7 protein-coding genes, 1 tRNA gene and 1 other RNA gene are annotated in these 23,143 nt (G+C 59.7%); 5 read left to right on the top strand and 4 right to left on the bottom strand.

The features are described 5' to 3' along the window. Nucleotides 1-126: 126 nt before the first annotated feature. Nucleotides 127-492 carry a DUF6164 family protein gene (locus J5I97_RS09285; protein WP_208591403.1) on the bottom strand — a complete coding sequence of 122 codons (366 nt, stop codon included), beginning with the start codon at nt 490-492 and terminating at the stop codon, nt 127-129. 110 nt (nt 493-602) lie between these two features. On the opposite strand from J5I97_RS09285, the gene J5I97_RS09290 reads away from it, so the two are divergent. From J5I97_RS09290 to J5I97_RS09300, 3 genes are all read left to right on the top strand, one after another. Further along, a non-coding RNA gene (locus J5I97_RS09290) (sX9 sRNA) lies at nt 603-678 on the top strand. A gap of 19 nt (nt 679-697) precedes the next feature. Next, nucleotides 698-1,129: an FKBP-type peptidyl-prolyl cis-trans isomerase gene (locus J5I97_RS09295; RefSeq protein WP_208591405.1), complete on the top strand. Its 432-nt coding sequence runs from the start codon at nt 698-700 to the stop codon at nt 1,127-1,129. An 11-nt stretch (nt 1,130-1,140) separates the two neighbouring features. Beyond that, entirely contained in the window at nt 1,141-2,403 is a 1,263-nt protein-coding gene (locus J5I97_RS09300) for a TIGR03862 family flavoprotein (RefSeq protein ID WP_208591406.1), read from the top strand. On the opposite strand, the gene J5I97_RS09305 is transcribed toward J5I97_RS09300, so the two are convergent. Next, a complete protein-coding gene (locus tag J5I97_RS09305) occupies nt 2,387-3,679 on the bottom strand; it encodes a nucleotide sugar dehydrogenase (protein ID WP_208591409.1) in 1,293 nt (430 codons plus the stop codon). The two genes, J5I97_RS09300 and J5I97_RS09305, sit on opposite strands and share 17 nt — an antisense overlap. Nucleotides 3,680-3,819: 140 nt before the next feature. Between J5I97_RS09305 and J5I97_RS09310 the strand changes: the two genes are divergently transcribed. Then, nucleotides 3,820-3,903 (top strand) — tRNA-Leu (locus tag J5I97_RS09310). A 90-nt stretch (nt 3,904-3,993) separates the two neighbouring features. Next, on the top strand, nt 3,994-4,833 hold the full coding sequence (locus J5I97_RS19930) for a 4'-phosphopantetheinyl transferase family protein (protein ID WP_238135706.1): 840 nt from the start codon (nt 3,994-3,996) through the stop codon (nt 4,831-4,833). 213 nt (nt 4,834-5,046) lie between these two features. Here the strand turns inward: J5I97_RS19930 and J5I97_RS09320 are convergent, their stop codons facing one another. Next, entirely contained in the window at nt 5,047-13,473 is an 8,427-nt protein-coding gene (locus tag J5I97_RS09320; RefSeq protein ID WP_208591411.1) for a non-ribosomal peptide synthetase, read from the bottom strand. After that, nucleotides 13,470-23,096 carry a non-ribosomal peptide synthetase gene (locus tag J5I97_RS09325; RefSeq protein WP_345776693.1) on the bottom strand — a complete coding sequence of 3,209 codons (9,627 nt, stop codon included), beginning with the start codon at nt 23,094-23,096 and terminating at the stop codon, nt 13,470-13,472. The genes J5I97_RS09320 and J5I97_RS09325 overlap by 4 nt, the downstream gene beginning before the upstream one ends. Between the last annotated feature and the right edge of the window lie 47 nt (nt 23,097-23,143).

Raw genomic sequence — 23,143 nt, forward strand, 5'->3', positions numbered from 1 at the left:
GAGGTTCGGCGCGCAGCCCCTCAGGCGCGAGTGAATGCATGTCGATTTCGAGCAACGGCCGCATCCTCTTGGCAACCGCGCAGTGAAGGCACGGCACCTTTTAACACCGATACGGCCACGGGTAGGTCAGCCGCGCAGCAGCAAAAACGGCAGCAATACCAACGACGCGACAACCAACATGCCGATCAGCGTGGCGATCACAAACATCGGTCGCTTGCGCAGCAGCGCGCTGAAGGTTTCCGCAGTGCCCGCAGCGAGCGCGCCCTGACGCTGCGCGCGTGCGATGGCGCCGCGCTGGGCCTGATAGGCATCCATTACGGCCTTGGCGCGCAGGTAGTCGACATCGTCGCTAAGCCAGATACCTCCAGCAGAAATGCCCCAGTTGCTTGGTCGCGTTTCGTAGACCTGCAAGAGGTGCTCGCGCATCAACGCCCGCACCTCGTCGGCTTCGTCATCGGGAACATTGCGCAGATTGAGCAGCAGCTTGGCCATGCGCACGATGATACAGGGAGCTCAGGTGCGATAATGGCGCATCATCTTAGAGAGGCCAACAAAACAACTGCGCCGCCGCCAGGCGGGCGCGGCCGGTGCTCGGAATCGGCATGTACCACGCGTACACTGCGGTTCCTGCGCGCCGTCCGTACCCACCTGACGACTGCTCGCTAGGTTTTGTTAGCGGCTCTTAGTGGACTATCTCATGCGCCTTCTATTGACGCTCTATGCTGCCCTATTGCTCGCAAGTTGCGCTCCTGCCCTGCCGCCGTCTGGTGGCACCATGGCCAGCTTCGAGCGGATCGACCGCACCGTCGGCACAGGCGCAAAAGCCACAGCGGGCTCGATGGTCGCCGTGCACTACAGCGGCTGGCTGTACGACGAAAAAGCAGCCGACAAGCACGGCAAGAAGTTCGATAGCTCGTTGGATCGTGCCGAACCATTCCAGTTCGTGCTGGGGGGCCATCAGGTCATCCGCGGCTGGGACGATGGCGTCACCGGCATGCGCGTGGGCGGCAAGCGCACCTTGATGCTACCGCCGGACTACGGCTATGGCGACAACGGCGCAGGCGGCGTGATTCCGCCGGGCGCCTCGTTGGTGCTCGATGTGGAATTGCTCGGCGTGCAGCCGCGCTGAGTGCCTGAGCGATGACCGACCTGAGCATGCGGCGGCTGACCGTCATTGGCGGTGGGCCGGCCGGTTTGATGGCAGCAGAAGTCGCATGCGCGGCAGGTCTTGCGGTGGATCTGTACGAGGCGAAGGGTTCGGTGGGACGTAAGTTTCTAATCGCAGGCAAAGGCGGTTTGAATCTCACCCATTCCGATCCGATGCCACTGTTTGCGCAGCGCTACCGCGAGCGCACAGAGCCGGTTGCGTCGTGGTTGCAGGACTTCGACGCAGATGCGCTGCGCGCATGGGCGCGTGGGTTGGGCGTCGAAACCTATGTCGGCACTTCGGGGCGTGTGTTCCCGATGGATCGCAAGGCTGCGCCATTGCTGCGCGGCTGGGTGCGACGACTCAAGGACCAGGGCGCAGCGTTTCATATGCAGCATCGCTGGCTGGGTTGGAACGAGAACGGCGCATTGCGCTTCGATACACCATGCGGCGCAATCGAGCGCACTGCAGGTGCCGTGGTGCTGGCGCTCGGCGGCGCCAGCTGGCCGCAGCTCGGCTCCGATGGGCTATGGCAAGGCCTGTTGCAAGAACGCGGCATTGCGGTTGCGCCATTGGTACCGGCGAACTGCGGTTTCGATATCGATTGGAGTGCGCACTTCGTGCAGCGGCACGCTGGCGCGCCGCTTAAACCGGTGGTCGCATATTGGCATGATCGAGATGGCGTGCAACACGAATTGCAGGGCGAATGCGTCGCCACGGCCACCGGCATCGAGGGCAGCCTGATCTATACTGCGGCCGCCGATTTGCGCGAGCAGATCGATACCCATGGCGTAGCCGAACTCGGCCTGGACTTGGTGCCTGGACGTTCGTTGGAACGGGTGAGCGCCGAGCTGGACAAAGCACGCAAGGGACGCAGTTTCAGCGAGCATTTGCGGCGCCAGGTCGGTATTGGTGGCGTCAAGGCCGCATTGCTGTACGAACACCTAGGCAAGCAGCCCGGCGACGATCTTGCACTTGTGGCACGCACGCTCAAGTATTTGCCATTGCACTTGTTGAGGCCGCGCCCGATTGCCGAAGCGATTAGCTCAGCAGGCGGCGTGCGGCTGGAGGCGCTGGACGCGCATCTGATGGCGCTCGCGCAACCGGGCGTGTTCTGCACAGGCGAAATGCTCGACTGGGAAGCGCCAACAGGTGGGTATCTGCTCACCGCCTGCTTCGCCAGCGGCTTACGTGCAGCGAACGGCGCGCTACGCTGGCTGGAGCGCCAGAGTGCTCGCGTTATAAGCGATCGTTGACCGCTGCACGCGGCCACACCGATTTGACGTCGTAAACCACTGCGCCAGGCTTGCCGAGTGCGGCGATGCGCTCCGCGTCGTAGTCGCGATATTGCGCGTGCGCCACCGCCAGCACGACGGCATCATATGCACCTTCGTCTGGCGCCTCGCACAACTGCACGCTGGCATGTTGCAGCGCTTCGCCAGGGTCGGCCCATGGGTCGCAGGTGTCGACCTGCACACCCACGGCCTGCAGCAGCTGCACCAGCTCCAGCGCACGGCTATTGCGCAGGTCCGGGCAGTTCTCCTTGAAGGTAGCGCCAAGCACCAGCACCCTGGCCTGCGCGAGCACCACACCACGCATGGCCAGCATGCCGCATACCCGCTCGGCGACATGCTGGCCGACACGATTGTTGACCTGACGCGCGGTGTGGATCAGGTCCGGGTGATAGCCCACGCTTTCGGACTTGTGCATCAGGTAATATGGGTCCACCCCGATGCAATGACCACCGACCAAGCCAGGTCGGAATGGCAGGAAATTCCACTTCGTTCCAGCCGCTTCCAGTACATCGAGGGTGTCGATGCCCAGCTTGTCGAAGATCAGCGCAAGCTCGTTGACCAGAGCGATATTGACGTCACGCTGGATGTTTTCCACGACCTTCGCCGCTTCGGCCACACGCATCGATGAAGCGCGCCAGGTGCCGGCAGTGATGATACCGGTGTAGAGCGCATCGACGGCGTCGGCCGCCTCTGCCGTCGAGCCGGAAGTGATCTTGCGGATATCGCGCAGACGCCGCTGACGGTCGCCCGGGTTGACCCGCTCAGGACTGTAGCCGCAGAAGAAATCTGCGTTGAAACGTAGTCCGGATGCTGCTTCAAGCAAGGGGACGCAGACTTCTTCTGTGGTGCCCGGATACACGGTGGACTCGTAAATCACCAGGTCGCCTGGTTTGAGCGCGGCGGCGATCAACGTAGTGGCGTTGCGCAGCGGCTCCAGGTCCGGTTGCTCGAAGCTGTCGATCGGCGTCGGTACGGTGACGATGAAGATGCTGCACGCGGCCAGGTCCGCAGCGTTGGCCGTGTAGCGCAAGTGCGTCGCAGCGGCCAACTCAGCGTCGTCCAGTTCCAGCGTCGTATCGTGGCCATCGCGCAATTGCCCTACCCGCGTCGCATCGATGTCGAAGCCCAAGGTGTCGCGCTGCTGACCGAATGCAACTGCCAGCGGCAGGCCGACATAGCCCAGCCCGATGACAGCGATGTGCGCCTGGAGCGGTTCGAAGAGCGTATTGCCGGACATGCAGTTCCTTGAGATTGTGCGCGTTTGGTCGCCGCGCGCCTGTGCGGCGGCAGCATAGCGCAGCTGCACGTGACCGGCGGCGCACAGCACCGTCGAACAGAGATTCACAATCGCCGCGCAATCAGGCACGCTATCGCAATGCCCGGGTGGCGAAATTGGTAGACGCAAGGGACTTAAAATCCCTCAGCTGCAAGGCTATGCGGGTTCGACCCCCGCCCCGGGCACATTTTCGATCAATCGGCATCCACCCAGGTGCGCTCCTTGCCTGTGTCGCTGTATCGGCAGCGCTAGCTCAGACAGGAAGGTTCGAGGAATTGAAGACCTCCATGATGTCCGATACGCGAGACGATGAAGGCGTTGACAAGCAAGCCTGCGCCTCTTTTTTGCCCAGGGGCGCGCTAGCGTCCTTCGATCCGAAGACCGATGCAATGGCTGCCATCCGCTTGCGTTGGCAATACTGCCTGCCCTGCCCGGATGCCAGTACGCTGATCGTGCAGGTGATCGCATTCGAGCTCGAGCGCTTCTCACTCGATGCGTTTAGCCTCTACGATATTGCGCGCCCTGACACGATTGCCCGCAGCGTTCGCAAGCGTCAGGCGGAATTTTTCTTTGGCCGGCTGGCTGCGCGAGAGGCCTTGCGCCAGCAGTCGCTGATTCCTGCCGACAGCTCACTGCAGATCGCCATCGGCGGCTCGCGCGAACCGATCTGGCCGGCTACGGCGATCGGCAGCATTTCGCACACTCCCCATCTTGCTGCGGCTGCGGTAGCGCCACTTGGCACCTGGCGTGGTATCGGGATCGATCTTGAGCATGTTATCGATGCTGGCTCACGCGAGGCCTTGCTGGGTACCGTTGTCGATTGCTCGGAACTGTCACTAATTCAGTCGACCTGCACATCCACCGATTACCCATTGGATACCTTACTGACCATCGTTTTTTCTGCAAAAGAAAGTTTATTCAAGGCGAGTTTTTGTGCTGTCGGACGCTATTTCGATTTTTCGAGCGCGCATCTGGTCGCACTGAACCTTCACGCTGGATGGGTTCGCCTGCGGATTTGCGAGCACCTGTCCCCTGAGCTGTCAGTGGGACAGCTATGCCACATCGGTATCGGCTTCGTCGATCCGCAAACAGTCATAACTTATCGCGTCTGGTGAGCCGCAACGCGCTGACAGCTGTCAAACCTTTAAACCATTGAACAGAGGTCGTGAAGACGAACCCCGATGGCTGCGCACGGCGTTGGCGAGGAGTTTGCGTTCCTGGGTCACGCCACAGTGATTTTTGCTTACTACCTTGCGTTTCGGACCCATCGCCGCAAAGCAGAAGCCCGCTGCGATTCGGCGCACCGGGGGGGGCGCCGAATGTCCTAGTCACGGCCGCAGCAGCTCTGTCTGGCTCTGGTCCTGACGCTCAACCTCCATCGTCTTCTTCCACCATGTCACAAAGTGCTGCACATGCGGAGCACGCAGCGCCGTGAAGTGATCGCCGGGCCCGCGCCAGACGCGCAACTGTGGTGCGAGCGCTTTCCAGGCAGCGCTCTTGGCGTGATGCTCCAGCCGGTTCTGCTCAGCATCCAGCAGCGGATCATCGGCCAGCACCAACCGCAACGGTCCGCCGAACCGTGCAGCCGGCGTGTATGCGGTTCGCAAGGCCATCCCGAACACCTGCACCATGCCGCGAATGGCTTCGGGTACCGAGCGTCGCGGCAGCAAGCCAGCCCGGACCATTCCAGCATGTACGGCCTGCAGCTGCGCTGCGTTGTCCATGTATCGAAATGTTTCCAGTGAAATACCGAAGTCGACGCCACTGTCCACCTGTAACAACTTGATCAAACACTCCAGTACGGCAGTGGCCGTGTACGGTTTGCCGGCCATACCATCGCCGCCAAGCACTTCGCAATCGATCAGTGTCAGTGATGCCACTGCGAACCCTCGCGCACTCAGCATGCAGGCCATCTCGTAGGCAACCCAGCCGCCAAACGAATGCCCGAGCAGATGTACCGTTCGATCCGGTAAGGCCTGTGCCAACGCACGTACATACGCTTGCGCCGCAACCTCGACACTGCCATAGGGAAGCTGCTCCCCTTCCAGCCCGCGCGGTTGCAGGCCGTATACCGGCCACGATTCGCCCAGCGCTGACGACAAATCGACAAATCCAGCCACATTGGCGCCCGCGCCTGGCACACAGATCACCGGGGTCTGCGTGGGCAGGCCTTTGTGGATGCAGGTCAAAGGAAGATGCTTGTGCTGACGGTGTGCCGGTAGGCGGCTTGCCGTGTCCATCGCGCTGCTGAGTGCCGCGCCCAACGCGGCAACATGTGGCTGCTCAAGCATCGTGTGGTGGTCGCCTGGCACCACCACAAGCTTCAGCATCGGCGCCGGCAACAGGCTTTGCCAACCGAGCGGGGCATCGCTGGACGCTCGCGTTGGCAACACATCGTTAGCAGTAAACAGATGTATTGGCGTTGTGACCGGCATCGGCACGTAGTGACGATGCGCATGACCATGTCCGGCTTCGCGCGCTAGATAGTTAAGCAGTGCGGTGTCGCTATGGCCTGCCCATTGCTTGGGCAACCAGTTACGCAGATGACAGAAGGCAATCAGCGCCTCCAGCGTCCATTGTTGCACCTGTTCGATCAACGCAGTCAGACAGTGCGTCGACGATTGTGGGTCGTCGTGCTCGGACGTTGCGGCCAGGCAGTGCTGCAGCAATAGGTAGCGCTGGGTGAGTTCCGGCTCCCGGAAGGCAGGGCCCAGATCGACCTGCGTGGGGTAATAAGTATCGATCAAGCCGACAAATTCCACTTGCTCATCGCAAGACACCAGTTGCGTGACCATTTCATACGCAAGCAGGCCACCGAATGACCAACCGGCAATGCGATACGGCCCGTGTGCCTGCACTGTGCGCAGGTTTGCAAGCAGGCGCGTTGCAAGCTCCTCCACAGTGCACGGCTGAAACTCGCCTAATGGAATCGCCGATAATCCATAGACCGGTACATCAGGTTCTATGTGCTGACCCAGTGCTGAAAAGTACAGATCCAGACCGGTGAAGTCATGCACCAGAAACAGTGGGCGCTGCGTGCCGGCGGCGCGCACGGCGACCACCGCAGATGTACGCGGAGTATGAAGGTCAGGCCGATCATGCTGATAGCGCTGGATCGCCGCCGCCATTGCAGCAAGCGTGGAATGCTGCAGCAACTCGCCTAGCGGGATCGTCAACTGCGCCTGTTCCAACAAGCCGCTGAGGCGAACGACCAGCAACGAATGCCCGCCCAGCTGGAAGAAATTATCGTGCCGCCCCACTCGCTCCACGCCCAACACCGACTGCCAGATCTCGGCCAAGGTCTGCTCCAATGCATCGGCCGGCGGCTCATAGCACTGCAGGCTGCGCGCAGCAGCATCGGGCATTGGCAGCGCCTTGCGATCGAGTTTGCCGTTGGGCGTCAGCGGCCAAGCATCCAGGAACACAAATGCCTCGGGCACCATGTAGTCGGCCAGCACACTGCGCAGGTCCTCGCTCAAGACCTCAGCCATCGGTACCTGTTGTGCATCTTGCGCGATGACATAGGCCACCAGGCGCTTGTCACCCGCCACATCTTCGCGCGCCAGTACCACTGCCTCACGTACTTGTGCGTGCGCAAGCAGGTGCACCTCGATCTCGCCCAACTCGATGCGCCTGCCTCGGATCTTGACCTGCGCATCGTTGCGGCCGACGTAGTCGAGGCTGCCGTCTTCCAACCACCGACACAGGTCGCCGGTGCGGTACATACGTTCGCCTGGATGCAACGGGTCATCGATAAAGCGCTCGGCAGTCAACGCCTCGCGCCCGAGGTAACCTCGCGCCACGGCCGTACCGCCGAGATACAACTCGCCAACCACCCTCAAGGGTGTCAATTGCCGTTGCGCATCCAGCACATAGGCACGCAGGTGTGGCAGTGGTTTACCGATCGAAGGATGCAGCGTCTCCGGCACCACCTCGCTACTGGTCGCCACCACGGTGGTCTCGGTCGGCCCGTAATTGTTATGGACAGCAAACGGCAGCCCTGCCGGAACCTGGCGCAAGCGATCACCGCCAACCAGCAGATGCGTCAACCGCTTCGGCATGATGCCGGATGCAAATGCATGCTCGGCAATGGGCGTCGGCAGGAAGCTCACGTCCAGTTCCTGTGCATGCCACCAACGCAGCAAGGCATCCACATCGTTATCGCCAGCCGGCACGAGTAGGCAGCCACCGGCACACAGGGTCGGCCAGATTTCCCAGGCGGCCGCATCAAAGCTCAGGCCCGCCACGCTGGAGGTGCGCGATCCTGCCTGCACACCAAATTTAGTGCAATGCCAATCGATCAACTGCGCCAGCTGCCGATGCTCGACCATCACACCCTTGGGCTGCCCGGTGGAGCCGGAGGTGTAGATCACGTAGGCCAGGTGTGCAGGGTCTAGTCCCGCAACCACGGGATTGGGCGTGCCAAGATCCGATGCATTTACAAAGTCGATATCGATCGCTGGCAATGGCAGTGCGCTCAGTACGTCACCGCTGAGCACCTCGCGCGTGGCCGCATGTCGCAGCACCGCACGCGGCGCACTGTCTTGCAGCAGATAACGCAAGCGCTCCGATGGATAGCTTGGATCCAGCGGCACATAGGCAGCGCCCGCCTTGAGAATCGCCAACAAGCCCACCAGCAATTCGGGGCTGCGCTGGACGCAAATCGCCACCCGATCGTCTGGTACGACACCCAGCGTGATCAATTGATCTGCAAGCGCATTGGCGCGTGCATTGAGCTCGGCATAACGCAGCTGCTTGTCCCCACACTCCACCGCAATCGCATCAGGCGTGCTGGCAGCCTGTCGCTCGACCATCGCCGGGATGGTGCGGTGCGACTCCGCAGGCATCTGTGTGGCGTTGAAGCCGAGCAGCCGCTGGCGTTCGTCGCACGGCACCACGCAGAGTTGGCCGATCGGGCGATCCGGTGTTTGCTCCAAGGCATCGACCAGTTGCGTCAAAGCCACCTGCATGTAGGTGCACAGCCGCTTCGCATCGTAGCCGGCGGGCAGATGCCCCGTCAGCTGTACGGTATCTTCCATCTCCTCCACATCAAGCAGTACCGGATAATGGCTTCCACGCTGCGTTTGCAGTATTTCAATACCCGGCCAAGGCATGGATCGCTCAGATGACAACGGCGCCTGCCGATATGATCGGTAGTTGAGCAGTGCGCTGAACAATGGCGACGGTGGCGCCACACCACTGCAACGTTGGGCCTCGCTCAGCGCAGCATGTTCGTGCAACAACAACGCACTCAGTTGTGCATGAACTGCATGGACCATTTCGCGCACTGGTTGCTTGGTCAAGCGCACGCGTAAGGGCAATGTATTGATGAACATCCCCATCGCGCGATCCGCGCCCGCGCCTGCCTGCATTCGTCCCAGTAATACGGTTCCGAACACCACATCATTTGTTGCCGCAACCTGTCCCAGCACGTGCGCCCAGGCGAGGTGATACAGACTGGATGGTGTCACCCCCAGTTGCGCTGCGCATGCACGTAACCTTCCATGCAGATGAGTCTCAAGCAAGCTCACTGACTGCTCGGCAGAACAACCATCCCCGCGGATGTCCTGCAGACCATAAGGCAGCGTGGGCGCTTCGAAATCTCCCAGCGATCGCCGGAAAAATGCCTCCCGCTCTGCTCGATGTTCTTGGCGGCGCGCCTGTGCCACGTAGTTGCGATATGGAATTGATGCAGCAAGCTGATCGCCATTGCCGGACAAATATGCATGTAGCTCTGCATGCAAGACATGCATCGTGGCCGCATCGTCTACCAGATGATGGATCAGCAGCATCGCGACCCAACAGGCACGCATTGTGTCGTAGACGTAGTGGAGCTGGAGCAACGGCGCAGTTGATAGATCCAGACGATACAATAGCGGATCAAAGGTCGAATGCAGTTGTTGTACTGAATCCTCATAGCTCCAATCCACTACTAGCTGCGAAACGACCAGCGTCGCTTTCCGCCATACCACCTGTATTGGGGCATGCAAACCCTCCCAAATCACGCTGGTACGCAAAACATCGTGGCGGTCGATCACTTGCTGCAAGGCTTGCGCAAACTGATCCAGACGATCGCGGCTGTCGAAAGACAGTTGGGCAGACTGCAGATACGGATCGCCCTGTCTTGCAGCTAAATAGTGATACAGCACACCCTCCTGCAACGGCGCGAGCGGATAGATGTCCTGCACGTTCGCAGCTCCGCCGGGCACGGTGGCCACGATGCGGTCGATCGCGTCCTGTGACAACTGCACCAGCGTCAACAGCTCGGGGGTGATGCGCTGACAGTCCTGTGGGATCAGGTTCGCAGGCACTTCCACTTCAAGTTCATTGCCAACTGCTGCGGCAAGAGCCACCAGCGTCGATTGCCCGAACAGCACCCGTACATCGGCGCTTAGGCCATGTTGGCGCATCCGCTCCACCAGCGTCACCGCAAGCAATGAGTGGCCGCCCAACGCAAAAAAGTTATCGTGTCGGCCGACCTGCTCCACCTGCAATACGTCCGACCACAACTTCGCCAGCAACTGCTCTACTTCTCCTTGCGGCGCCGCATAGTCCTGGCGCGCGTGCGCGTCCGCATCGGGTGCGGGCAGCGCTTTAAGGTCGAGCTTGCCGTTAAGCGTCAGCGGCCAGCTTTCAAGCATGACGAAAGCGCTTGGCACCATGTAGTCCGCCAGCACAGTGAGCAGATGCTGACGCAGCACATCAGCTGACGGTACCGACAGTGGGTCGGTTGCGATCGCATAGGCCACCAGTTGTTTGTGCCCGTGGTCATCTGCACGCGCCACGATGATCGCGTCACGGATGTCCTGGTGTTCAGTGAGCCGAACCTGGATTTCGCCAAGCTCGATGCGAAACCCACGGATCTTGACCTGTTCGTCGTTGCGGCCCAGGTACTCCAGGTTGCCATCAGGCCGCCAACGAGCGAGGTCGCCACTCTTGTAGAGTCTTGCACCTGGATGAAACGGATCGTCAATGAACCGCTCGGCCGTCAGCTCTGGCCTATTCAAATAGCCACGCGCAACGCCAGCACCACCTACATAAAGTTCACCCATCACACCGCTGGGTACCGGTCGGCGCTGCGCGTCCAGCACATAGAGTCGCAGGTCTGGAATGCGCCGCCCGATCGGACTGACACCGCTACTGTGCGCATCTGTCGGCGACAGCGAGTAATAGGTGACATGCACTGTCGTTTCGGTGATTCCATACATATTGACCAACTGAGTGGCAGCGTTTTGCGGCATGCCATACCACGGCTTGAGCATGCCCGGCTCCAATGCTTCCCCACCGAAGATCACGACCCGCAGGCAATGTGCTTGCGTCTGCGTTTCCTGCGCGGCGATCAACTGACGGAACGCGCTGGGCGTCTGGTTGAGTACGGTCACACCAACCTGACAGAGCAATGCATAGCACTCCTTCGGCGAACGTGTGATCTGCTGCGGCACCACCAATAAACGCCCCCCGTGCAGCAATGCGCCCCAGATCTCCCACACTGAAAAATCGAATGCGAAGGAATGGAACAGCGCCCAGGTATCGTGCGCATTGAAATCGAACCAAGCGTGGGTCGCGGTGAATAGGCGGGTCACATTGCGATGCTCCACCAACACGCCCTTGGACTTGCCGCTGGAGCCTGAGGTGTAGATCACGTACGCCAGATGCTCCGGCGCGAGCCCTGCAATCTGCGGATTGTGCAAGGGCTGTGCTGTCAGCGGATTGTTTTCGGATGCGTCAATACACAGCTTTGGGCAAGTGACCTGCGGCAGCACCTCGTTGGAACGTGTATCGGTCACCAGTGCAACTGGCGCACTGTCGGACAACGTGAAAGTCAATCGGTCCTGTGGCGAAGCAGGATCCAGGGGCACATACGCAGCACCAACCTTGAGGATACCAAGCATGCCGATCAGCAACTCGCATCCGCGTTCTATGCACAACGCTACCCGATCGTCCGGGCGCACGCCGAGCTCTAGCAGGCAATGCGCAAGTTGATTGGCCCGCTGATTAAGCTGGGCATAACTCAGCTGAGTCTGCTCGAACTCTACCGCCACCGCATCGGGCCGCACAGCGGCCTGCGATTCGAAGATCTGATGCAAAAGAGGTCCCGTCGCAGGCTCCATGCACGGCGTATTGCACTCGACTACCAGTTGCTTGAATTCGGCATCCGACAGGATGGGAAGTTCGCATACGCGTTGATACGGTGTGCGTTCCAGTGCGTCGACTACGCTGGCCAATGCTGTATGCATATAGCTGCACACACGCGCCGCGCCGACTGCCGGGCTAACCTGCGCCGTCAGGCGAAAGCCTACGCCAAGGTCATCCACATTCAGCGTCAACGCATAATTGGTGCGTTCTTCCGCATGCAGAACGTCGATGCCTTGCCACACAGCGTCTTCAGCGAATTCGTCAGTGGGAGAAGTATGTCGATAGTTCAGCAGTGCGCTAAACAAGGGGGCCGGCGCTGCGACACCACTGCAACGCTGCGCCAGCGCCAAGGACACATGCTCATGCGCCAGCAATGCGATCAGTTCTTCATGCATCTTGCGTGCAGCAGCAAGCACCGGTCGATCCAGCTGAACTCTCAACGGTAATGTATTGATGAACATTCCCAATCCCAGGGTGGTCTCGGCATTGCCCTGCATACGGCCTAGCAATACGGTGCCGAACACCACATCGTCGCGCGTGCAGGTACATCCAAGCACGTGTGCCCAGGCCAGATGATGCAGACTCGCCGCGCTGATCCCCAACAGTCGCGCCTGTCGTCGTAACCGTCTGCTGAGGTCAGGCATGACTGACAAACTCGACTCTTCGATCGTGTTCCCATCACTTTGCTGATCGCGCAAGCCAAACGGTAAAGTCGGTTCATCCACGTCACGCAAGCGCTGCTCGAAAAAATCGCGATGTTCTTGGTCCCTCGAACCCAAACGCGCCTGCATCACATAAGCGCGATATGGCTTCTGCGCAGGCAATGTGTGGGCATTGCCAAGCAGGCACACCTGCAGTTCATATCTCAAGGTCTGCAATGCAAAATGGTCAAGCACCAAGTGGTGAAATAACAACATTCCCACCCAGCGCAGGTTGGCAGGATCATGGGCATAAACTAGTTTGAGTAAGGGTGCGCACTGCAGATTCAATGCATGTTTGCGCGCACCGAATCGCTGCTGCAACTGTTCGATGATCGCACCGTTTTCCGGATCGCAGTCGACCTGTTCCATCGGTAGCGTGGCCTGCCGCCACACCACCTGCACCGGTGTATCCAGCTCCTCCCAGACGATGCTGGAACGCAGAATATCGTGGCGATCGATCACCTGCTGCAAGGCGGTGATGAAGGCATGCAGCCGCTGCTGATCCGAGAATGCAAACTGTGCCTGTAACAGATAGGGGTCACCCTGTGCCGCGGATAAATGGTGATAAAGCACGCCTTCCTGCAATGGCGCTAGCGGGTAGATATCCTGCACGTTTGACACACCGCCCGGCACCGTTGCCACGATGCGATCGATCTGTTGCTGGGTCAACTCGACTAAAGGCAGCATGGAGGGGGTAATGCTGGCCGTTGTGTGCGCAAGACCGGAATGATCCGGATCTGCAACTGCTGGCGCATGTTGCAGCAGTTCGATCAGCAGCGCCTTATGTTCGCGTAGTGCCGCAATCATCGACGCGTCACCGAGTGAAGCCTTATTGCCACGGACGACTAATTGTCCGTCCTTGAGCGAGAGCTCGACACCTTTCTGCTTCAGCGATTCAATGAACTCTGATGTGATCACAGCACAATCTCCACCCGCTCAATCGCAGCCGCGTAATCAGATAGCTTGGGTTGATCGAATAAGGTGCGGACATCAGCCTCAATGCCTTCCTGCCTGATCCGCTCCACCAGCGTGACGGCAAGCAACGAATGCCCGCCCAGCTGGAAGAAATTATCGTGCCGCCCCACTCGCTCCACGCCCAACACCGACTGCCAGATCTCGGCCAAGGTCTGCTCCAATGCATCGGCCGGCGGCTCATAGCACTGCAGGCTGCGCGCAGCAGCATCGGGCATTGGCAGCGCCTTGCGATCGAGTTTGCCGTTGGGCGTCAGCGGCCAAGCATCCAGGAACACAAATGCCTCGGGCACCATGTAGTCGGCCAGCACACTGCGCAGGTCCTCGCTCAAGACCTCAGCCATCGGTACCTGTTGTGCATCTTGCGCGATGACATAGGCCACCAGGCGCTTGTCACCCGCCACATCTTCGCGCGCCAGTACCACTGCCTCACGTACTTGTGCGTGCGCAAGCAGGTGCACCTCGATCTCGCCCAACTCGATGCGCCTGCCTCGGATCTTGACCTGCGCATCGTTGCGGCCGACGTAGTCGAGGCTGCCGTCTTCCAACCACCGACACAGGTCGCCGGTGCGGTACATACGTTCGCCTGGATGCAACGGGTCATCGATAAAGCGCTCGGCAGTCAACGCCTCGCGCCCGAGGTAACCTCGCGCCACGGCCGTACCGCCGAGATACAACTCGCCAACCACCCTCAAGGGTGTCAATTGCCGTTGCGCATCCAGCACATAGGCACGCAGGTGTGGCAGTGGTTTACCGATCGAAGGATGCAGCGTCTCCGGCACCACCTCGCTACTGGTCGCCACCACGGTGGTCTCGGTCGGCCCGTAATTGTTATGGACAGCAAACGGCAGCCCTGCCGGAACCTGGCGCAAGCGATCACCGCCAACCAGCAGATGCGTCAACCGCTTCGGCATGATGCCGGATGCAAATGCATGCTCGGCAATGGGCGTCGGCAGGAAGCTCACGTCCAGTTCCTGTGCATGCCACCAACGCAGCAAGGCATCCACATCGTTATCGCCAGCCGGCACGAGTAGGCAGCCACCGGCACACAGGGTCGGCCAGATTTCCCAGGCGGCCGCATCAAAGCTCAGGCCCGCCACGCTGGAGGTGCGCGATCCTGCCTGCACACCAAATTTAGTGCAATGCCAATCGATCAACTGCGCCAGCTGCCGATGCTCGACCATCACACCCTTGGGCTGCCCGGTGGAGCCGGAGGTGTAGATCACGTAGGCCAGGTGTGCAGGGTCTAGTCCCGCAACCACGGGATTGGGCGTGCCAAGATCCGATGCATTTACAAAGTCGATATCGATCGCTGGCAATGGCAGTGCGCTCAGTACGTCACCGCTGAGCACCTCGCGCGTGGCCGCATGTCGCAGCACCGCACGCGGCGCACTGTCTTGCAGCAGATAACGCAAGCGCTCCGATGGATAGCTTGGATCCAGCGGCACATAGGCAGCGCCCGCCTTGAGAATCGCCAACAAGCCCACCAGCAATTCGGGGCTGCGCTGGACGCAAATCGCCACCCGATCGTCTGGTACGACACCCAGCGTGATCAATTGATCTGCAAGCGCATTGGCGCGTGCATTGAGCTCGGCATAACGCAGCTGCTTGTCCCCACACTCCACCGCAATCGCATCAGGCGTGCTGGCAGCCTGTCGCTCGACCATCGCCGGGATGGTGCGGTGCGACTCCGCAGGCATCTGTGTGGCGTTGAAGCCGAGCAGCCGCTGGCGTTCGTCGCACGGCACCACGCAGAGTTGGCCGATCGGGCGATCCGGTGTTTGCTCCAAGGCATCGACCAGTTGCGTCAAAGCCACCTGCATGTAGGTGCACAGCCGCTTCGCATCGTAGCCGGCGGGCAGATGCCCCGTCAGCTGTACGGTATCTTCCATCTCCTCCACATCAAGCAGTACCGGATAATGGCTTCCACGCTGCGTTTGCAGTATTTCAATACCCGGCCAAGGCATGGATCGCTCAGATGACAACGGCGCCTGCCGATATGATCGGTAGTTGAGCAGTGCGCTGAACAATGGCGACGGTGGCGCCACACCACTGCAACGTTGGGCCTCGCTCAGCGCAGCATGTTCGTGCAACAACAACGCACTCAGTTGTGCATGAACTGCATGGACCATTTCGCGCACTGGTTGCTTGGTCAAGCGCACGCGTAAGGGCAATGTATTGATGAACATCCCCATCGCGCGATCCGCGCCCGCGCCTGCCTGCATTCGTCCCAGTAATACGGTTCCGAACACCACATCATTTGTTGCCGCAACCTGTCCCAGCACGTGCGCCCAGGCGAGGTGATACAGACTGGATGGTGTCACCCCCAGTTGCGCTGCGCATGCACGTAACCTTCCATGCAGATGAGTCTCAAGCAAGCTCACTGACTGCTCGGCAGAACAACCATCCCCGCGGATGTCCTGCAGACCATAAGGCAGCGTGGGCGCTTCGAAATCTCCCAGCGATCGCCGGAAAAATGCCTCCCGCTCTGCTCGATGTTCTTGGCGGCGCGCCTGTGCCACGTAGTTGCGATATGGAATTGATGCAGCAAGCTGATCGCCATTGCCGGACAAATATGCATGTAGCTCTGCATGCAAGACATGCATCGTGGCCGCATCGTCTACCAGATGATGGATCAGCAGCATCGCGACCCAACAGGCACGCATTGTGTCGTAGACGTAGTGGAGCTGGAGCAACGGCGCAGTTGATAGATCCAGACGATACAATAGCGGATCAAAGGTCGAATGCAGTTGTTGTACTGAATCCTCATAGCTCCAATCCACTACTAGCTGCGAAACGACCAGCGTCGCTTTCCGCCATACCACCTGTATTGGGGCATGCAAACCCTCCCAAATCACGCTGGTACGCAAAACATCGTGGCGGTCGATCACTTGCTGCAAGGCTTGCGCAAACTGATCCAGACGATCGCGGCTGTCGAAAGACAGTTGGGCAGACTGCAGATACGGATCGCCCTGTCTTGCAGCTAAATAGTGATACAGCACACCCTCCTGCAACGGCGCGAGCGGATAGATGTCCTGCACGTTCGCAGCTCCGCCGGGCACGGTGGCCACGATGCGGTCGATCGCGTCCTGTGACAACTGCACCAGCGTCAACAGCTCGGGGGTGATGCGCTGACAGTCCTGTGGGATCAGGTTCGCAGGCACTTCCACTTCAAGTTCATTGCCAACTGCTGCGGCAAGAGCCACCAGCGTCGATTGCCCGAACAGCACCCGTACATCGGCGCTTAGGCCATGTTGGCGCATCCGCTCCACCAGCGTCACCGCAAGCAATGAGTGGCCGCCCAGCTGGAAGAAATTATCGTGCCGCCCCACTCGCTCCACGCCCAACACCGACTGCCAGATCTCGGCCAAGGTCTGCTCCAATGCATCGGTCGGCGGCTCATAGCACTGCAGGCTGCGCGCAGCAGCATCGGGCATTGGCAGCGCCTTGCGATCGAGTTTGCCGTTGGGCGTCAGCGGCCAAGCATCCAGGAACACAAATGCCTCGGGCACCATGTAGTCGGCCAGCACACTGCGCAGGTCCTCGCTCAAGACCTCAGCCATCGGTACCTGTTGTGCATCTTGCGCGATGACATAGGCCACCAGGCGCTTGTCACCCGCCACATCTTCGCGCGCCAGTACCACTGCCTCACGTACTTGTGCGTGCGCAAGCAGGTGCACCTCGATCTCGCCCAACTCGATGCGCCTGCCTCGGATCTTGACCTGCGCATCGTTGCGGCCGACGTAGTCGAGGCTGCCGTCTTCCAACCACCGACACAGGTCGCCGGTGCGGTACATACGTTCGCCTGGATGCAACGGGTCATCGATAAAGCGCTCGGCAGTCAACGCCTCGCGCCCGAGGTAACCTCGCGCCACGGCCGTACCGCCGAGATACAACTCGCCAACCACCCTCAAGGGTGTCAATTGCCGTTGCGCATCCAGCACATAGGCACGCAGGTGTGGCAGTGGTTTACCGATCGAAGGATGCAGCGTCTCCGGCACCACCTCGCTACTGGTCGCCACCACGGTGGTCTCGGTCGGCCCGTAATTGTTATGGACAGCAAACGGCAGCCCTGCCGGAACCTGGCGCAAGCGATCACCGCCAACCAGCAGATGCGTCAACCGCTTCGGCATGATGCCGGATGCAAATGCATGCTCGGCAATGGGCGTCGGCAGGAAGCTCACGTCCAGTTCCTGTGCATGCCACCAACGCAGCAAGGCATCCACATCGTTATCGCCAGCCGGCACGAGTAGGCAGCCACCGGCACACAGGGTCGGCCAGATTTCCCAGGCGGCCGCATCAAAGCTCAGGCCCGCCACGCTGGAGGTGCGCGATCCTGCCTGCACACCAAATTTAGTGCAATGCCAATCGATCAACTGCGCCAGCTGCCGATGCTCGACCATCACACCCTTGGGCTGCCCGGTGGAGCCGGAGGTGTAGATCACGTAGGCCAGGTGTGCAGGGTCTAGTCCCGCAACCACGGGATTGGGCGTGCCAAGATCCGATGCATTTACAAAGTCGATATCGATCGCTGGCAATGGCAGTGCGCTCAGTACGTCACCGCTGAGCACCTCGCGCGTGGCCGCATGTCGCAGCACCGCACGCGGCGCACTGTCTTGCAGCAGATAACGCAAGCGCTCCGATGGATAGCTTGGATCCAGCGGCACATAGGCAGCGCCCGCCTTGAGAATCGCCAACAAGCCCACCAGCAATTCGGGGCTGCGCTGGACGCAAATCGCCACCCGATCGTCTGGCACGACACCCAGCGTGATCAATTGATCTGCAAGCGCATTGGCGCGTGCATTGAGCTCGGCATAACGCAGCTGCTTGTGCCCACACTCCACCGCAATCGCATCAGGCGTGCTGGCAGCCTGTCGCTCGACCATCGCCGGGATGGTGCGGTGCGACTCCGCAGGCATCTGTGTGGCGTTGAAGCCGAGCAGCCGCTGGCGTTCGTCGCACGGCACCACGCAGAGTTGGCCGATCGGGCGATCCGGTGTTTGCTCCAAGGCATCGACCAGTTGCGTCAAAGCCACCTGCATGTAGGTGCACAGGCGATCTGCGTCGAACGCAACAGCGGCAAGCAATGTCAACTGCGAACCGTCGCCCAGGTCATCCACTGACAGACTCAATGGATACGTGCTGCGCTCTTCCCCGCCCAGGATGTCGATACCCGGCCAGGCATCCAGCACGGTGCCGCCAAGCCTTTCTCTGCTTGTCCTGCGATAGTTCAGCAACGTGTTGAACAAGGGGCGCGAGGCGGTGATACCGCTGCAACGTTGAGCCACTGTCAGCGAAGTATGCTCGTGCGACAGCATGGCGCTCAGTCGTGCATGCGTCTGCTCGATGGTCGCACGGACAGCTACAGGCCCCAGACTGACCCGTATCGGCAGCGTGTTGATAAACATCCCAATGGCACGCTCGATGTCTCTCCCGTGGGTCCTGCCAAGCAACACCGTGCCGAATACCACGTCCTGCTGTCCAGCCACCGCACCCAGCACCTGCGCCCAGGCGACATGATAAAGGCTGGCCTCTCTCACCCCCAATTGCCTCGCCTGCATGCGCAGTCGTCGATCCACCGATGGATCAACCGACTTCACTACCTTGCACATGGTGGAGTGATCGGTATCCGGTGCTTCGATCCCAAATGGCAACGTCGGCTCGCTCACGTCGCCTAGCATTTCCGTAAAGAATGCGGTGTGCTCTTGCGACTGCTGACTCAATCGTGCCTGCATCGTGTAATCACGATAAGGGAACAATGGCGGCAGCGCGTCATCATCCCCACGTATATGGCATCCCATCTCTTGTAGCAGGCTCTCCACCGACGCCGCATCACCGATCAGATGATGAAAAAGCAATACGCCAACCCAGCGCTTACCAACGGCGTCGTGCGCGTAACCTAGGCGCAGTAAAGGGGCCATACGCAGATCGAGATGCTGCCTGTCCGGATTCAGCTGTGCCTGGAGTTGCTGCAGGACATCGCCATTTGCAGCATCCAGTACCATCTCCATCAGAGGAACCGTCGCGCGCCGCCAGACGACCTGCACAGGTGCATCCAGGTACTCCCAAACAATGGCGGTGCGCAGGATATCGTGTCGCGCCACAACCCGCTGCAGCGCGTCGGCAAACGAGTCAAGGCGTCCACGATCAGCAAAAGTAAAACTTGCGTATTGCAGATACGGATCGCCTTGCTTTGCCCACAGATGGTGATAGACGATGCCTTCCTGCAACGGTGCCAATGGATAGATATCCTGCACATTGCGCGCACCGCCGGGCACCGTCGCCACAATGCGATCAATCGACTCCTGGCTCAGATCAATCAATGACAAGAGTTCGGGCACGATGCGATCGCACTCTGCCGGAATCCTGTTTTCCGGCACTGCCACGTCGTTGCTGACACCGACCACTGCCGCCATTGCCATCAATGTCGGCTTGCTGAGCAGCGATTTGACGTCAGCACTCAGACCGCGCCGACGCATCCGTTGCAACAAAGCGACAACCAGCAAGGAGTGCCCGCCGAGTTCGAAGAAGTGATCGTGGCGTCCCACCCGATCGATTTTGAGTACCTCGCTCCACAACTCCGCCAACACCTCCTCCATCTGCCCATCGGGTGCCACGTATCCATGTTGCACGTAAGCCTGTGCCTGCGGTGCCGGCAAGGCCTTGTGATCGAGCTTTCCGTTGGGTGTCAGAGGTAATGCACCAATCTGTACGTAGACCGCAGGCACCATGTACTCTGGCAATTGATCTTGCAGATATGTCCGCAACTTTTCAGGAGCCACCTCGCACCCATCGGCTGGCACGTAATAGGCCACCAGCGATTTCTGCCCGGTTGCATCGTCACGGGTAACCACGGTCACCTCGCGCACCTGCGCATGCTCCTGTAGCCTGGACGCAATCTCTGCAGGCTCGATCCGGAAACCGCGAATCTTGACCTGTTCGTCGTTGCGGCCCAGGTACTCAAGGTTGCCATCAGGTAGCCAACGAGCGAGGTCGCCGGTGCGATACATCCGTGCGCCCGGCACTGCACTTAAAGGATCGGCAACAAAACATTGATCGGTCAGCACAGCACGATTGAGGTAGCCGCGCGTGACCTGCGCGCCGGCGATGCATACTTCACCTGCGACACCGATCGGCATCCGCTGTCCGTGTGCGTCCAGAATATGAACACCCATGTTCGCAATCGGCCGTCCGATCGGCACACTGGCTGCCGCACCAGACTCCCATCCCAGTGGAATCTCGTACACGACGCAACCCACCACCGTCTCGGTAGGGCCATACTCGTTCACCAAACGCACTTGTGGCGCAAGCGCCCGTAGATGTTTGACGGTAGAGGCTGGTAGCGCTTCGCCGCCGATCACAAACAGCGCTGCTGCAGGGGTTGCACCACGGGCAGCAAGTTGTTGCGTCAGTACTTCCAGATGGGCCGGGGTAATTTTGACCAGACCCAGCGGCTTGTCCGAGCTAAGACGTTGCTGCAAGGCATCGATTTCATCGTATTCCGGCAGCAGCTCGGTCGTTCCACCGCACAGTAGCGGCAGATACAGGCTGGTCACGGTGGCATCGAAGGATAGCGATGACGACACCACCGCACCTTGCTGTGGCTTGTAATAGTCCACGGCCCAGTCAAGATAACTGACCAGTGCCGCGTGCGGCACCATGACGCCCTTGGGCCGACCGCTGGAGCCTGAGGTGTAGATCACATAGGCAAGATGTGACGAGGTCAGGCCTATCACTGTCGGATCGGTGCACGGAGCTGATTGCCAAGCAGGAGCGTCCAGATCAAGACGCGGCACATCTGCATCGCCCAAGCGCGCAAAGGTTGGACTGTGCAGTAACAACGCACGGGGCGAACTGTCGGCCAGCATGTACGAAAGGCGGTCAGCCGGATACCGCGGATCCAGTGGTACATACGCGCCGCCGGCTTTCAGTATCGCCAGCAAGGCCACGACCAGTTCCACACTGCGCTCCATGCATAGCGCGACGCGGTCGTCAGGTTGTAGACCCATATCTATCAAATGGTGGGCAAGTTGATTGGCACGCGCATTGAGTTGCGTATAAGTCAGCTGCCGGTAGCCACAGATCACTGCAATCGCATCCGGCGTGCGTGTAGCCTGCGCCTGAAACAATGCCTGGAACGTGGCGTCAGGCACCTCCGTTTTCTTACCGCGGCTCCACGCATCCACCAACGCCAACTCACTTGGAACCAGCATTTCGAACGCGCGTAAGCGCCGCTCGGGATGCGCTATGCCTTGCTCGATCAGCTGGATCAGGCGCTCTGTCAGCAGCTCTATCTGGTCCGCGTCGAAGTACGCCCTATTGTAGATGGCATGAAACCAAGCTACACCATCGTTGGCATTGCTTCTTACATACATCAACAGCGCGTTGTATTCCTGATTGTTGGAACATTTGATCAAACGCGAATGCGTGCTACCGAAACGGTGGACATGCTCTCCTTGTTCGAAAGAGAACACCACATCGAAAAGCCGGGTTGCTCCACTCTTCATCATTCCACATCCACGCCCGATTTCACTGAGCGGGAAGCTCTGGTGGCGGTAGTCCCGGCGAATATCCTTGGACAAGCTCAACACCATCTCCAGAAACGTCGACTCTGAATCGAAGCACATGCGTACTGGAGTGACTTGAGCAAACATCCCGATGGACGACTTGAATTGATGGCCAGATCGATTAAGGATTGGGACCCCTATTACGACGTCGTCACGCTGCAAAGTTCGGGAAAAATAGATGTACAACGCTGCCAGACTGACCTGAAACGGCGAGATGCCATGCATCTCCGCGAACACCGTCATCCGATCCAGCAGCGCTAGCGGAAACTCACGCATGAAATTAATGCTGCAGCCGCTTTCGACGCTATTGGCATGATGAAAATTTTCTGCAAACATCGGTTCGGGCAGCGTTGCGTATTTCTCCAGCCAATACTCACGATCTTTCTTATAGCGCGTCGAACGCTGATAACTCAAGTCCTGGTCAATGAAGTCCAGATACGACCTTACCTCCACCCGCGGAACGCGTTCAGCCCTTAGATCGTTATAGATCTCGCTCAAAGTTTGGATGGTCAGATACATCGACCAGCCATCTAGCAGGATGTGGTGAGCACTCACCACACAATACCACCTCCTGGTTTCGAAGCGGCACAGCGCGATTCGCCACAGCGGCGTTCCATCGAACTTGAAAGGCATTTCCATCTGCTCCTGTATCCACGTGTCCCGCCATTGTTCGCGGTTCGGCAGCATGGACGCATCGACTACGGTCACCGGCATATCAAGCTGGCCGGCGAACGCCTGCAGTGGAATTCCATCGCTATCCACTTCCTGCAAGATGCAGGTCCGTAGTACCTCGCACTGATCGACCGTCAACTGCGCGGCGCGTCGGAAACACTCAATATCGATCTCATCTTCGATCTCCAGATAGACCCCGATGATTGAGGAAATGGAATGGCCGATCATCAGCTGCTCCAACCAGATCTCTCGTTGCGGACTACTGAGGGGAAAGGTGGAGCGCTCATTGGTGTGCATGACGTGTTCCCTACAAAAATAATATGTTCTCAAGGCAAGTCGCGCACGAGAACGCCTAGGACGGTTACCGATTTTTTCAG

This window comes from Xanthomonas fragariae (assembly GCF_017603965.1).
GTDB lineage: Bacteria > Pseudomonadota > Gammaproteobacteria > Xanthomonadales > Xanthomonadaceae > Xanthomonas > Xanthomonas fragariae_A.